The sequence below is a fragment of the Paeniroseomonas aquatica genome, from assembly GCF_030409335.1.
GTDB lineage: Bacteria > Pseudomonadota > Alphaproteobacteria > Acetobacterales > Acetobacteraceae > Belnapia > Belnapia aquatica.
Genome location: NZ_JAUFPN010000036.1, coordinates 37,750 through 50,900, shown reverse-complemented (window position 1 = coordinate 50,900; position 13,151 = coordinate 37,750). Strand labels below are relative to the sequence as shown.

Annotated in this window: 14 protein-coding genes; 7 read left to right on the top strand and 7 right to left on the bottom strand. The window is 63.8% G+C overall.

The genetic code is table 11. The features are described from left to right. Nucleotides 1-941: 941 nt before the first annotated feature. Nucleotides 942-1,187, top strand: a complete 246-nt coding sequence (locus QWZ14_RS04235; RefSeq protein WP_290315320.1) for a hypothetical protein — start codon at nucleotides 942-944, stop codon at nucleotides 1,185-1,187. Between the two features lie 29 nt (nucleotides 1,188-1,216). Here the strand turns inward: QWZ14_RS04235 and QWZ14_RS04230 are convergent, their stop codons facing one another. From QWZ14_RS04230 to cueR, 3 genes are all read right to left on the bottom strand, one after another. Beyond that, entirely contained in the window at nucleotides 1,217-2,116 is a 900-nt protein-coding gene (locus QWZ14_RS04230; RefSeq protein WP_290315319.1) for a CopD family protein, read from the bottom strand. Then, nucleotides 2,113-2,469, bottom strand: coding sequence for a copper resistance CopC family protein (locus QWZ14_RS04225; RefSeq protein ID WP_290315325.1), 357 nt, complete (start codon nucleotides 2,467-2,469; stop codon nucleotides 2,113-2,115). The genes QWZ14_RS04230 and QWZ14_RS04225 overlap by 4 nt, the downstream gene beginning before the upstream one ends. Nucleotides 2,470-2,733: 264 nt before the next feature. Then, nucleotides 2,734-3,216 (bottom strand): Cu(I)-responsive transcriptional regulator, encoded by a 483-nt coding sequence (gene cueR, locus QWZ14_RS04220; RefSeq protein ID WP_290315318.1) that lies wholly within the window; start codon nucleotides 3,214-3,216, stop codon nucleotides 2,734-2,736. 86 nt (nucleotides 3,217-3,302) lie between these two features. Between cueR and QWZ14_RS04215 the strand changes: the two genes are divergently transcribed. The 3 genes from QWZ14_RS04215 to QWZ14_RS04205 all read left to right on the top strand — a co-directional run bounded on the left by QWZ14_RS04215 (nucleotide 3,303) and on the right by QWZ14_RS04205 (nucleotide 5,816). Next, nucleotides 3,303-3,590: a heavy-metal-associated domain-containing protein gene (locus QWZ14_RS04215; protein ID WP_353959273.1), complete on the top strand. Its 288-nt coding sequence runs from the start codon at nucleotides 3,303-3,305 to the stop codon at nucleotides 3,588-3,590. A gap of 130 nt (nucleotides 3,591-3,720) precedes the next feature. Beyond that, on the top strand, nucleotides 3,721-4,413 hold the full coding sequence (locus QWZ14_RS04210) for a response regulator (RefSeq protein ID WP_408903636.1): 693 nt from the start codon (nucleotides 3,721-3,723) through the stop codon (nucleotides 4,411-4,413). 407 nt (nucleotides 4,414-4,820) lie between these two features. Then, entirely contained in the window at nucleotides 4,821-5,816 is a 996-nt protein-coding gene (locus QWZ14_RS04205; protein WP_290315316.1) for an ATP-binding protein, read from the top strand. A gap of 539 nt (nucleotides 5,817-6,355) precedes the next feature. Here QWZ14_RS04205 and QWZ14_RS04200 read toward each other — a convergent pair. From QWZ14_RS04200 to QWZ14_RS04185, 4 genes are all read right to left on the bottom strand, one after another. Continuing rightward, complete coding sequence (locus QWZ14_RS04200) at nucleotides 6,356-7,183, bottom strand: cytochrome c3 family protein (protein ID WP_290315315.1); 828 nt, start codon at nucleotides 7,181-7,183, stop codon at nucleotides 6,356-6,358. Beyond that, a complete protein-coding gene (locus QWZ14_RS04195) occupies nucleotides 7,180-7,848 on the bottom strand; it encodes a hypothetical protein (protein ID WP_290315314.1) in 669 nt (222 codons plus the stop codon). The genes QWZ14_RS04200 and QWZ14_RS04195 overlap by 4 nt, the downstream gene beginning before the upstream one ends. Further along, a complete protein-coding gene (locus QWZ14_RS04190; protein WP_290315313.1) occupies nucleotides 7,849-9,615 on the bottom strand; it encodes a 2Fe-2S iron-sulfur cluster-binding protein in 1,767 nt (588 codons plus the stop codon). A 214-nt stretch (nucleotides 9,616-9,829) separates the two neighbouring features. Continuing rightward, nucleotides 9,830-10,279 (bottom strand): Spy/CpxP family protein refolding chaperone, encoded by a 450-nt coding sequence (locus QWZ14_RS04185; protein WP_290315312.1) that lies wholly within the window; start codon nucleotides 10,277-10,279, stop codon nucleotides 9,830-9,832. Nucleotides 10,280-11,083: 804 nt separating this feature from the next. On the opposite strand from QWZ14_RS04185, the gene QWZ14_RS04180 reads away from it, so the two are divergent. The 3 genes from QWZ14_RS04180 to QWZ14_RS04170 all read left to right on the top strand — a co-directional run bounded on the left by QWZ14_RS04180 (nucleotide 11,084) and on the right by QWZ14_RS04170 (nucleotide 13,043). After that, nucleotides 11,084-11,707 carry an RNA polymerase sigma factor gene (locus QWZ14_RS04180; protein WP_290315311.1) on the top strand — a complete coding sequence of 208 codons (624 nt, stop codon included), beginning with the start codon at nucleotides 11,084-11,086 and terminating at the stop codon, nucleotides 11,705-11,707. Between the two features lie 180 nt (nucleotides 11,708-11,887). Next, nucleotides 11,888-12,178, top strand: a complete 291-nt coding sequence (locus QWZ14_RS04175; RefSeq protein WP_290315310.1) for a hypothetical protein — start codon at nucleotides 11,888-11,890, stop codon at nucleotides 12,176-12,178. A gap of 394 nt (nucleotides 12,179-12,572) precedes the next feature. After that, nucleotides 12,573-13,043, top strand: a complete 471-nt coding sequence (locus QWZ14_RS04170) for a DUF411 domain-containing protein (protein WP_353959274.1) — start codon at nucleotides 12,573-12,575, stop codon at nucleotides 13,041-13,043. Nucleotides 13,044-13,151 lie beyond the last annotated feature (108 nt).

Sequence of the window (13,151 nt, the reverse complement as noted above, 5' to 3'; positions counted from 1 at the left end):
TCAGCCCGCGCCGCAATGTGCCAACGCCACAACGCTTACTTCGCGCTATCAAGAGCGGCTCGAAATACCTGATGCAAGCCTAAGCCACCACCCAGACTTACAAAGCATTGCTGAAGTGCTGCACGCTGTTGTCGCAAGGTGGTCATGGAGGCATCTGTATCGGAGCGCCGCAATGACATGAAATGCGCCGCTTCAACGGAGATTCACAAATGCGTCTAAAACTTACCGGGCTTGCGGTAGCTGCCACCATCGCAGTCTTTGCCAGTATGAATGCCGGCGTTGCTCAGCCAACTTTAATTCCGCAGGGTGGAAGCGCTGGTCCTGAGATGGACCACAGCCGAATGGGAGGCGCCCCGGCGCCCGGACAACTTCCGCGGGGACCTGCACCGACGCTCAATCCGCAAGGTGGCAGCAGTAATGCTGAAATGGATCACAGCCGTATGGGCAGCGGTAACGTTGGTAGCCCGTCTGGTGGTACGATTACCGGGAACTCTGGCAGCGGACCGGAAGTTCGGCACGGGCATGAGAGTGGCTCAGCGCCCCGCAAATAGCTAGGCTTCAACGGCTAGCGGCAGCGGCAGGCGCGTGTCCATCCAAGCAGGGCGCCTACGATGCCGATAGCATTCTTTCAGCCTCGGCAGTTGATCCGCTGTACCACGCGGATAATGGGGGATCATGTTAAAGAGAACTGGACTTTCCCTTGCGTTGGTCTCCCTGCTGGCAGCTTGCGCTACTGCGTCGGGCGGTATGCAACGTGCATTGCAGCCCGCGCATGCCTCTGGTGAGGGCTTAAGCCGGCCAACAGGTGCAACTACAGGCACACCGTTGGTGGCACCCGAGCAGCGGTACCGCTGAGCAGACTTACTCCGGCGTGCTTCCTCCTACGACTTGAGCTTGTTTTAAGTGACCAACTTCCTGCCCTCGTCAGTGGAGCGCTTCCCATGCTCGACCACATCATCATCGCTCACGAGGCGGGATCCGCACCAAATCGCTTTTTTCTGGGCTACAGAGATAACGGCAGCTATTGCGAAATCGCTTGGACCTCAAACCCATGGGAGGCAGTGCGCATGGAGCCTAGCGAAGCAGCGATTGAGGCCAGGCGCATCGCAACACTGTGCCCCGATTTTCTAGTGCACTCATGGTGCTTGCCGGCAGAGCAACGGCCAAATCAGAATAAAGGCGGCTAGGTTGACATTAGGTTTTATATTGCGTGTCGTCAGTGCGTTCGATGAGCAAGACCTGGGGGCGAAGTCGCAACCATTTCAGCGACCGCGTAGAGCACAAGCAGCGCGACGATTGACTCTAATGCTATGGAACGGGCCAGCTTGGCCCCAGCACCAGGGATGTGGGCCGCCAGTGCAGGTGTCAGTTGAAAGCGATGCCAGGCGGCAATGCCGAGCAAGCCCGCAACAAGGGTCACCTTGCTGATAAGAATCCATCCGTACCAGGAGCCGAGTAACTGCTCGAAGTTTCCAACAATCCACCATGCCAGGAGCAAGCCTGCTGCTGCTAACACTGGGACGGCGATGGACGCGATGCGGGCCCAGTCTTCGATCAGCCGTGCCGCTTGTGGACCATCGCGCCGGGATACCCAGGCGAGTGGCGGCAAGCTGCCGATCCAGTAGGCTGCCACCATGAGGTGGACCAGCAGCAGGCCCGCTAACAGCGGCCGCGGGACGACCGAGGTGGTATGTCCGAGCAGAGCAAAGCTCGCGCAGGCGATGACGCCCCCGGCTGTGGCCAAGGCTGCCCAGCGCCTGCCAAGGGCTAGCGTCGCCACCAGCATCAGGCCGACCCCACCGACGCCGTAGGACGCCCCCGTTGGGGAGAGAAGAATGATACTCCAGCCCTCTGGGTCGGTGAGGCTCTCGCCTCCCATCAGCACGCCAACCTGGGCAGTCAGGATGCCAAAGCCTGCCACGATGGCCAGCAGGACGGCTCCCATAACCCAGTGCCGAAGTCGCCGGGCATCTTCCCTTTCCAACCGCGACCCGAAGATCAGTGCGAAGAAGGCGAGGCCCGCGCCACCGAGGCTGCCGGCATAGTAGGCAGCGCGTAGAACCACGGCGACGGCGTCCCAACCCAACTCCCCGCCTTGGAACAGGGTCAGGATCACCGGGCGGCGCGCTCGACCCGGAAGGCCAGTGTCCCGCCGCCGACGTGGCCGTCCGGCGAGGCGCCGCGCCACTCGACCCGGTAGGCGCCTGGCGGCAGCGTTTCCTGCACGGTCGCGTGCACTTTTTCGACTGCGGCGCCACGCTCTCCCTCACGAGTTATGCGCCGCTCACGGCCGCTCTCGTCAAGCAGCCGCAGGGTTACCACCCGGACCGGTACCGCAAACATCAGGGAGATAGCGGGTGGAGAGTTTCGGAGCACTGCGCCATCAGCGGGTTGGGCGTGCTGAACGTCGGAGTGCGCCAGGGCGGGACCGGCCGCAGCCAAAGAGAGCAGGACAGCGATAGCGGCCACGAGGGCGGAGCGTTGGGGAAGTTTTACGGTCACGTTGAACCTCGAGTCTGATGCTGCACCGCCCCGTCTGGCGCGGTCCAGGCATGACAAATCTCATCGCACACTCGCAGGGCGGCGCAACGGCCTGGACGGCGCCAGCAAACATTCGAAATGTGAGGCGGCGTAATACCGGCGGCCCTAGTGTAGTGATGCGCTCAGAAGATGCAGGAGTTGACGGACCGGGTTGCCATGGGGCGAAGTCACTTCCTAGCGCCCTGCACTAGCCTACGCCTCGTGACGTGGAATGGCGCCATGAGCTGTGCCATATTTCGGGTGGCTAGCATCCTTTGTCACGACGCCCGCTTGCGTTGACAAGCGGCCACCGCCCTCGAGATCATGCAAGATTGGGCAGTCGGGCCGGTGGTCGCCATGGCAGGCATCGGCCAGGTCCTGCAAAGTGTCCCGCATGGCTGTGAGTTCAAGGATCTTGGCGTCGAGTTCAGCTACGTGCTCCGTAGCGACCCGCTTGACGTCGGCACTTGACCGCTCCCGGTCTTGCCACAGGCCGACTAGCAGCTTGATGCGGTTTATAGATAGACCGAGGTCACGCGCCCGTCGGATGAAACGGAGCGTGTTCACATCTTTGACTGAGTAGATTCGGTAGCCCGCCTCGGTCCGGCTCGCCTGCGGAATCAGGTCAATGCTCTCGTAATAGCGCAGCATCTTGGTTGACACGCCCGAGGTCGCCGACGCCTGTCCAATGTTCATGTCCACCTCCGTTCCGACCGTCCAACAGCATATTCTGATCAAAAGGGTGGGGCTTCCCACGATAGGAAGGTCAAGTGGAAACCGGAATGGCCACCACCTTAGTTAGGCCCTTGACCTTCCCATTGTGGGAAGGCCCATCTGACGAGCTGTCCCGCTTTTCGGAGGTCGGCATGGTAGCCTTTAGAATTCCTAACATGAGGTGCGGCGGCTGCGCCCGTTCGGTTACAGCCGCCCTGCGCGGCGTGGCTCCTGCATCCGAGATCCGGGTGGACATGGAACGCCACGAAGTCACGGTAGAAGGTGGGGCTGACGCGGACGCTCTGGCCTTCGCGCTGCGGCAGGCGGGGTTCAAGGGCGAGAGGCTCGCCGCCTGATGCCCGGCCTGGTGCTCAGACCGGGCCCGGGATGAACCCGGTCCGCAGCGGTAATCCGCCTATAGAGGGACAGGGCCGACGCGGGCTCGGTCCAGAAGCGCACGTCCTCGTCGTTGAGGACGACGCGGCTATGCGCCACCTTATCGCCCGGCTGCTGCGTGAGAACGGATTCCGCTCGACCGGGGTCCGCGACGGCCGGGAGATGTGGGAGACGCTTCGGAATACCGAGGTCGACCTGATCCTGCTCGACATCATGCTGCCCGGTGCTTCCGGCCTTGAGCTTCTCCGTGGCCTGCGAGCCGAGCGGGGCTCACTGCCAGTGGTTATGGTCACCGCTAAGGGAGCAGAAGCGGATCGTGTTCTCGGCCTCGACCTTGGCGCAGACGACTACCTGCCTAAGCCGTTCGGGAGGCGGGAGCTGCTGGCGCGCGTCCGCGCGGTACTGCGCCGCGCTCACTCCCCGACTGCGACTCCTGCAGAACCTTTGGCTCATGCCACCGTCCAACGGCTGCGCTTCGACTGCTGGACCGTAGACCTGGCGCGGCGCGAGTTGCTGGCGCCCGGGGGCACGGTCGTTGATCTCTCCGGCGCTGAGTACGACCTCCTGCTGGCGTTCATCGAGCACCCACACCGGGTGTTGGCGCGGAACCAGATCCTGGAGCTGTCGCGCGGCCGCCTTGCGGACCCGAACGACCGTAGCGTCGACGTGCTGGTCAGCAGACTGCGCCGCAAGTTAGAGGGCAAGGAGAGTGGGACGGCGGTTATCAAGACAGTGCGTGGCTCGGGCTATATGTTTGTGCCAGCGGTGGAGCGCGTGGTTTGAGACGCGGACTCAGCTGGCTCTCGCCAGCGACACTAGCGGGCCGTACCACCCTCGCCCTATTTGTTGGGCTCCTGGTCTTCCATCTCGGAAGCGTTTGGTTGCTTGAGCGGGACGTACGTGGCGCGGTGGAGGAAGGACACGAGGCCCATTTGGCGGATCATGCCGCCATGGCCGCACGAGTCATGGGCACCCTACCCGAGGAGGTGCGCGCGGCCGCCGCGCGCGCCCTCTCGACGTCTACCTTCGAGGCCAGCTGGAGCCGCTCCCCCCCTGCGGCATCTGCGGGCGATACGGCTTTGGCACCGCTTCGCAAGCGGTTGCAGCAGCGCGCGCCCGATCTGGCAGGTCTCCGCCTCCAGCTTGGTCTTACCTCAGCGGACGAGGGTCCGAGGCGCCTCCGAGGCGCCATGCACCTCGCGGACGCCAGTTGGGTTTCATTCGCCGCCGAGTCACCGGACGTCGCGCCGGTCCCGACCCACACCTCGCTCCCCTCGCTCAGCGCAATGGCGCTCGGCATCGTGCTCGCATCGCTGCTCGTGGTGCAGTGGATTACCAAGCCTTTGCAGCGTCTCGCCTTGGCAGTGGAAGATTTCGGTAGGGGCGCGGCGCCAGTGCCGCTACCGGAGACTGGACCCCGCGAGGTCCAGGAGGCCGCGCGAACCTTCAACGCCATGCAGGCAAGGATTCATCGCTTGGTCGCCGACCGCACGCAGGCACTCGCGGCTGTTAGCCACGACCTGCGCACCCCCATTCAGCGGCTGCGCCTACGCGCGGGCTTCCTCGACGACTTGGAGGTGCAGCGAGCGATCGACGGTGACCTCGACGAGATGGAGGGCATGGTGGAGTCAACCCTCGCCTACCTACGTGGCGAAACCGAAAGCGAGGAGCCGCGGCAGGCGGACCTCGCGGCCATTCTGAGTACGCTTGTGGACGACGCCACCGATCGCGGCGCTTCCGCGACCTATATCGGACCGGATCGTATTCCGATGCGGCTCCGTCCGGTGTCGATCAAGCGTGCCATCGGGAACCTCATCGACAACGCCGTGAAGCACGGCGGTGGGGCGCATGTCACCGTCGAAGAGGCGCCGAAAGATGTCATGGTACGGGTCGAGGACAATGGCCCCGGCATTCCGGAGACGGAATTGGAGACGGTGTTCGAGCCGTTCCACCGCCTGGACGCCTCCCGCAACCGCGGCACTGGCGGAACGGGGCTTGGCCTTGCCATCGTCCGCCAAGTTGCCACCACCCACGGCGGCACAGTGACCCTCGCCAACCGCCGCGCAGGCGGGCTGGTGGCGACACTGCAGTTGCCGCGTCAGCACACAGTCGGGCGCGATGGTGATCCCCCCAGCAACGGCGCCCTTCTTTCTCCGGTGACGCCTTCTGGCGTGGGTCAAGCCTAGCCACCTACAGGTGCAGCGCCCCCACTCTGCTTCGATTCTGGAACGAGATGTAAGGCATTGAGCGCTCCTGCGTCATGTCGGCAGCCGCAGACACGGTGCCGGAACTGGCACCGAAGATACGGTCCTTTGAAAGAAAGAAAGTCATCATGACTCTGAAGATCACACGGCTTGTCGCCATCGGCGCACTGATTGCCACGCTTGCCGCTGGCGAGGCGCTAGCACAGCCCACGCTCAACCCCCAAGGCGCCGGTCCCGAGATGGATCACAGCCGGATGGGCGGCCAGGGCCAACCTCAACGTCCCGGCGGGCCTGCCCCGACGCTCAACCCCCAGGGCGGGAGCGCCGGTCCTGATATGGACCATAGCCGGATGGGGGGCGGCAACATGGGCGGGCCCTCGGGCGGTAGGATCACCGGCAATTCCGGCACTGGCCCCGATGTGCAGCACGCCCCAGCGGCCCCGGCTCCTGCGCCCGCTCCGGCGCAGCGGCGGTAGCCCAAGCCAGGGCCGCGTCCGCCTCCATCAGCGGCGGGCGCGGCCTCAGTGATGCTTGTACCAGCCGACGCCGCGGATGTTGTTCCACGCGTCGGTCTGGTGGCATAGAAAGCATTGCTCAACTCGTGCTTGCCCTTGGCCGGTGATGGTTCGGTCCATCATCTCGAAATGCATCATGTAATGGCTCGGCGGCGCTTGGTGGCATTGGACGCAGTCCCGCGAGCGCGGCGAGGGGTGCCGGAAGCCGCCCAATGTCCAAGCCGCGGTAGTGTGACAGCTCTGGCAGTCGCGGCCGAACAACGTCCGGTGCGGGTCGCGGTTGGCGTGGCAACTTGCACAATCGAGCTGGTTCGACCCCTCTGCGGGGAGCGAGTTCGGCACCAGCGTGGAACTACGCAGATCGGCAGCGGTGTGGTCAAGCAGGCTCCGGAGCCGCGCGAGGGTGTGCCATATTGCCTCCCCCTCTGTCTGCATGGCGCCAGACGTTGCCGCTCGGGAGTGCCCCGCCGCGACCAGGACCGCATGGTCCATGTTGACGGGGCGGCGCCCGCGGCCCTGGTGCTCGACATGGCAGCCTGCACACTCGCCGATGTTCTGGTGGAAGGCGGTCGAGGGCTTCGTCACCAGTTCGGGTGCCGCGGTGGCGTGGCAGGTCAGGCAGGACGCGGCCTCGACCCCACGGGTCGGCACGTGGCAGGCTTCGCACTGCGCCCCAAGAATATCATGCGCGGCAGAGAGAGGCCCTGGGTTCGCCGCAGCGGTCCATAGCGGGACGCCTTCGGACCCGAAGCGATGCACCGCCGTAGGCACAGCAACGGCCGCCGCGAGGCCGACCGCCGCTAGCGCCGTGTAAAGCAGGGTTGTGAACCTCACTGGAGCCACCTCAGACCGTAGTAAACTCCGCTCCAAACGTGCAGGGCGAGCAACGGGTAGAGCGCGATCGCCGCCGCTACATGCAGCACGGTCCAGCGCGAAAGGGTACGCTTCAACGCCTCACGTCGGCCGATCGCGTGCTCCAGATCGGCGATGGCAGCCACGAGGGCACGCATGGATATATCGGCCAACCCCACGATAGCGGCCGAACCAACGCTCCTTTCCGCGGCTAGCAGATCGTATCGATTGCGGAGTGCACCAAGTTCCTCCCGCTGGTCGCGGATGTCAGTCCCAAGTTGTACCAGGTAGTAACGGCCGACGAAGCCGCTCAGCACCACGGCCAGCATGACGGATACCAACGCGATCCCGAGCGGGCTTCGGTAGTAGTGCCCAGTATGGAGGATCCCGAGCACCGCCCCGATCATGCCCGCGTAGACATGGAAGGAGAGCATTGTGCCCAGCGCGACGCGCCGTCTCAGCCAGGGGATGCGCTTCGTCAGCGAATAAGCGAGCAACAGGAGCATGCCCAGGACACCACCGATCCCAAGCAACCCCCCGGTCAGGCTGCCCGGAAAGCGCGGCGCCGCATGCAGCAGAAAGCCAGGCACGAACAGTGCCACCATAGCCATAAGCAGGCTGACGGTGAGCCGCTCCCGGGCGCTCAATTACGCCTCCACCTCGAGGCTGCCGACCGACTTTGCTTGGCAGGCTAGAACAATGCCACGAGCCTTCTCATCGGGAGGAAGCCCCTCCTCAACCTCCATGGTCACCTCGCCCTTGAGGAGCAGCACCTTGCAAACGCCGCAGATGCCGACCCGGCAGGAGTAGTCAATCTCGACGTCTACGGCCTCAGCTGCCTCAAGCACCGTCTGGTCCGGCGCCAGCGCCCCGGTCTTGCCCGACTTAGTGAACCGAACCTCGGTCGTGACGATTCGTGGGACTGCTGAGGCCGAGGCTGTCTGTGGAGTAGGCCCGGGTGATGATGTCTGAGTAGGTGTTGGCAAGGGAGCCGGGGTTCCCGGTGCGACGCCCCGGGCCGGGCCAAACGCTTCAGTCTTGATCTGCTCCTTCGGCACTCCAAGCTCGGCGAGCGCCGCTTTCATTGCCTCCATCATTGGCGGCGGCCCGCAGAGGTGGACGCGTCGCTTGGCAATTTCGGGGACGGATCCTGCGATGAAGTCCTTGGAGACGGGTCCTTCCGGCCCCATCCAGGCGGTCCCTTCGGCGCGCGACATCGTCGCCGCGACGTGCAGGTTGGTATGTCGCTTTTGGAGATACTCGAGCTCTTCACGAAAGATGAAGTCGTCTGTCGTGCGCGCACCGTAGAGAAAATAGATGTCCCCAGGGTAGGAACGGTCGGTTAGGTAGCGGGTGACGCTCATCATTGGCGTGATGCCGACCCCGCCCGCTATCAGCACGATGCTGTTGGCCTCGGTGCCGGTGAAGGTAAACACGCCCAATGGGGCCGACACATCGAGCAGGATGCCGACCGCCACCTTGTCATGCAAATGGCGAGAGATAAGCCCCTGGTCCTCGCGTTTGACGGTTACCTCGACGTGGCTCCGCTGGGTCGGCGAGGAGGCGATTGTGTACGAGCGTCTGTTGCGCACGCCACCGATCTCGGCCGAGAAAGTCACGAACTGGCCCGGCATGAAGGTGAAAGGAATGTCCCCGCCCTCTGGATTCACGAGGCGAAAGGTTTTCACGTCGGGTGTTTCGGGAAAAATCAATGCGACACGCAGTTGGCCCGACCACGGACGCCGCGCGGCCGCAGCAGCCGCGATAGGCGACGGCGCGGCGCTGGTGGCCAAGGCGGGAGCAGCGGACGCCCCGGGGAGCGAGAGAACGGCGACTTCGGCGGGAGGCGCTGCTGGCAGATCTAGCTTGGATGCTCCTCCAAAATTTGGCGCCCGGTCCAACCTGTCCTCGGTTGTGGGCACAGGGGAAAGCCGCCGGACAAGTGCGTTGACCCGCCGCATGCGCGCGTACTGAATCAGGAGTGTCCCGACCAAGAACGCGATAAGGAACGCCATGGAGGTCAGGTGGTACCAGGAAAGGCCCCAAGGGCCGCCGTCCATCGCCATCGGTGCCGCCTCGCCAAGCAGCGGCAGGCCAAGCTGGTCCCTGAACCAGACCAGGGCGAACTGCTTCGGTGGTGTTCCTGCCTCGATAGCGCGCAGCGCCGCCGTCCCGCTCTCAAGCAGCAGCAGACCCTCTCGAACGCCAGCCGTAATCTGCTGCACCGCCGCTGTGTCGTTGGCGGCCAGCGCGTGGTGAAGCCGCGTCTGGCCCGAGGTAATGGCCTGGGACCCCCATCCGATGCGCCGTTCAGCTTCGGCCTCGATGACGCGGCGCGCCTCGGCCGTGAGTGCGGGCATGTCCAGAAGGGAGGCGTAAAATGGCCGCCCCGGACCACCCATGCAGCCCATCATACCGCCGCATCCCGCGCCCGTCTGAGGAGCGGGCATGGACGGCATGGCGGGGACGTTTGCTGGTGGTGCCGCCGGTTCTGTACTTCCCGTGGACTGGCCCGGATGGTGCGCACTGTGCTCGCCAGGATCGGTCTGCGCCACGGCGATCCCAATCAGTGCCGCGCTAAGCAGCGCTGCGAAGCGGCCGGTGTTTCCGAGGCTTCGCTGCACGCTTTTAGAAAGCTCCGATGAAAGGCAGCATTGTGGCGGTCGCCGTGCGCTTTTGAGCGTCGTCGAACAAGCCGTAGAGGTTGCCGAACGCCATCCGCGTCATGTGAATGGCCTCGGTACGCTCCCGCAAGTGGCTTTCGAAGGATGTGAGCCGGGCCATCGGATCGGCCGCCGTGCCGCTGTCCTGTAGTGCAGCACGAGCGGCGTCGAGGTGCTCGCGTCCAGCGCGGAGCGTGCTGGCAAAGGTGTCCCAGGCAGGCGCCTGAACGTCCGTGATGCGGAGCTCCATGCGGAGAAAGGCGATGCGCCCCTCCAAGCGTGCGGCGGAGCTACCCGTGGGCGGGCCATTACCCATCGCACCCATCCCGGCCGCCGCGCCGCCTTGCATCCCCTGCGGCATGGCGCCACTGCGCATCATATCCCGCATCATCCCCATCATCGGGCACTCGGCCATCGGCTGCTGAGCCTGACCCGTCGGCATCCGAGGCTGTGCCTGACTGGGCGTACCTCCACCCATTGGCATCTGGGCTCGCCCCTGCCCCGGGGCGCCACCCATACGCGTTCTGTCATCATCCATCATGCCGCTCGATGCTGGCGGCCCCGCTTGCGCGCCCGGCATTCCAGGCATCGCCGCGCCTCCGGGCGAGGCTTGTTGTGCAGCCCCGCTGCCCATCGGCATCATTTCCATCATGGCAAGCTGCAGGGGCACGGCACGCTCTTCCGCCGCTGCTCCAAGCGGGAGCAGCGGCACCAAAACTACAAGCGCGGCCGCAGCACAGAATGCCTGTCTACTATGCATGTCTCTGGTCCTTCCGTCTTGCTATGTCGAACGCAGCGCGCCGGACTGCCTGTATGACGTCGAGACCCAGCATGCCTTACAGCCGGGACGATGAGATTGATCTGACGCAACGAACGGCCGGTGCTGCGATCGCAACTGCGGCTTCCAGCCGAGCTGGCTCCGTAGGAGCATGCTGAGACAGCGTTCATGAATGGTCGGGCCCGCCGCCTTTCCACTGGAGTGGATAAGCCAAATACCTGACCGGTGCCGCCGTCGGCATGACGCTCGCTTTGGTTTGCGACAAAACATTTCCCGAAGATGCTTGACGACGGGAAACAGTGGTCTCGGTTTCCATCCGCATCTAAGCAGTGACGACGGTCCTACGACACCCTGCATGGCATGGGCATGGCGACCGCCTCGAGTACAGGTGGCTAGTGGGACGTTCATCACCTCAGGCCTCATGATCGGCGAGGAGCAAGCATGCGCGACCACGACGGCCCAATTCCCTGCGCCGAGGCTGCATCTCACGCTGCCGTCCGCGGCGCCGTCGCCGAGGCGCAGGCCAGACTGCGCGGTGTAGTCATCCGGCACTTAAATGGTGATCGCCAAGGCACCGATGACGTTCTCCAGCGCTTCGCACTGCGGGCGCTAGAACACGCGGGGGAGCTACGCGACCCGGAGCGCGTCCACGGTTGGCTCGGGCGTGTGCTGTCCTCCACTCTCGCCGACCACGGGCGCGAGTTTGCGCGTCGACGAGAGTCGCTGAAAGACCCGCAAGAATTTGCAGAAACGCTGGTCGCTCCAGAACCGGAGCCTTCTCAATGTGCCTGCGACAGCATCGTGCCACTCTTGGCCGCGATGCGGCCAGACCAGGCGGCTCTAATTCGCCTTCTCGACCTCCGCGGCGAGAAGCGGGACAATGTGGCAGCGGATCTCGGCATATTGCCGAACGCACTGCATGTGCGGCACCACCGAGCGCGGCGTGCACTTGCGTCGCTGTTACTCGCCGCCTGCGCCTCCTGTCCGTTGGAGAGCTTCATGCACGGCTCCTGTCCGAAGCCACTTGCGGTGGAAGAGGCGCGCCGTACTTGTGTAGCAGCCTAAGCAACTACGCACGATGACATGCCTTGGGTAGCTGAAGTCGCAATACGGCGGAGCACGTTATTGATTTGACTCAAGGGCGGATCGGCGCACGTCCGTCAGGATGGCACGTGCGCGAGGTCAGCACCGCGCTGCGTCGGTATGGGTTGCCACCGAGCAACCGTTTTAGAAAAGGAGAACCGCATGAAGAAATTGAAGAGCACTGGTATGGGCCTGACGGTGCTGCTGACGGCAAGCCTCTCGGCCTGTGCGCCGCAGCAGACTTCCCGCCCGGTGGCTACATCCCCCACCCCAGCTAGTGCTGCCGTAACGCCCCCGGGTGACCATCAGGCGATGATGGCCCACTGCGACGACATGCGGCAGCAAATCAGGCAGGGCGCGCCGATGTCGCCCGACATGCAGCGGATGGCGACGTACTGCCAGCACATGGACCACACCATGGGTTCCCAGCGCGGCCGCTCCGGCAATCCGTAGGCTAGTCCTGGAGCAGCTTGGTCTGGCTGCACCAGCCTTGGTGAAGCACCTTTAAGAATTGAATTGTGGTTTCATGGTTCGGAGTTGGCCGCATAGAGGCTGGATTGGTTTTGGGGCTAGCTGAATCGCATATGATCCTCGCGCCCACCCCAAGCTGGCTCAGTTGCTTTTTGGCGAGGGGGCGATGGGCGTGTCGGTGGATCGGGTAGTTGCGGCGGTGACGGCGAGAGCATCCTGCCGAGCTGCGGCAACCCACTTCGGGATCAGCGCCTGCTGACCTCAATTTCGCACAGCGGCGAGGCACTAATTGCCTCGCCAATCGACTCCAGGAGAGGGCTGGTAACAACGGAACAACTAGCAGTATCAACGATTGCTAAATCAGAAAGATATTGAAATGAAACGGCGTTTTTTCTTTGCAACTTTTGCCGCGACTGGTATTGCATCTGACGCTTTGGGACTGTCTACCGACCAGCGATTGCTTCGCGTTTGGCGCGACCCCAACTGCAACTGCTGCACTGGCTGGGTAAGGCACATGCGTGGTGCTGGGTTTATTGTAGAGGATAACCTTGTAGCTTCGGCGGACGCTGTCCGTCGCACGCTTGGCATTCCAGCGGACCTGCTTTCCTGCCACGCAAGTTCAGTCGAGGGGTACGCACTGGAGGGTCACGTACCTGCCGGAGCTGTCCTGAGGCTCCTCTCACAACGCCCGGGCGGCGTGCGCGGCTTGGCCGTACCATACATGCCTATTGGGTCGCCGGGGATGGAAGTGCCAAACCAGCCCGACGACATTTATAATGTTATTGCCTTTGGTCCGGGCAACCGGCGCCAGGTTTTCATGCGTTTTCGAGGGGGACAGGTTATCTGAGCGTCCCAATCAGTAGCATGTCGGTAAAGCACCAACACCAGTGAACAAAGATAGCGTGGCCCTGCGCGCCTCAGGCGAGTACGCCAGCGCCTGATCGGCGCTCCCCTC

Excerpts from the sequence above, each read along its gene's own strand:
- QWZ14_RS04180 (WP_290315311.1), top strand. The coding sequence starts at position 11,084 with ATGCGCGACCACGACGGCCCAATTCCCTGCGCCGAGGCTGCATCTCAC.
- QWZ14_RS04190 (WP_290315313.1), bottom strand. The coding sequence starts at position 9,615 with ATGATGGGCTGCATGGGTGGTCCGGGGCGGCCATTTTACGCCTCCCTT.
- QWZ14_RS04175 (WP_290315310.1), top strand. The coding sequence starts at position 11,888 with ATGAAGAAATTGAAGAGCACTGGTATGGGCCTGACGGTGCTGCTGACG.
- QWZ14_RS04235 (WP_290315320.1), top strand. The coding sequence starts at position 942 with ATGCTCGACCACATCATCATCGCTCACGAGGCGGGATCCGCACCAAAT.
- QWZ14_RS04170 (WP_353959274.1), top strand. The coding sequence starts at position 12,573 with ATGAAACGGCGTTTTTTCTTTGCAACTTTTGCCGCGACTGGTATTGCA.
- QWZ14_RS04215 (WP_353959273.1), top strand. The coding sequence starts at position 3,303 with ATGGCCACCACCTTAGTTAGGCCCTTGACCTTCCCATTGTGGGAAGGC.
- QWZ14_RS04210 (WP_408903636.1), top strand. The coding sequence starts at position 3,721 with ATGCGCCACCTTATCGCCCGGCTGCTGCGTGAGAACGGATTCCGCTCG.
- cueR (WP_290315318.1), bottom strand. The coding sequence starts at position 3,216 with ATGAACATTGGACAGGCGTCGGCGACCTCGGGCGTGTCAACCAAGATG.
- QWZ14_RS04205 (WP_290315316.1), top strand. The coding sequence starts at position 4,821 with ATGCACCTCGCGGACGCCAGTTGGGTTTCATTCGCCGCCGAGTCACCG.
- QWZ14_RS04185 (WP_290315312.1), bottom strand. The coding sequence starts at position 10,279 with ATGGCCGAGTGCCCGATGATGGGGATGATGCGGGATATGATGCGCAGT.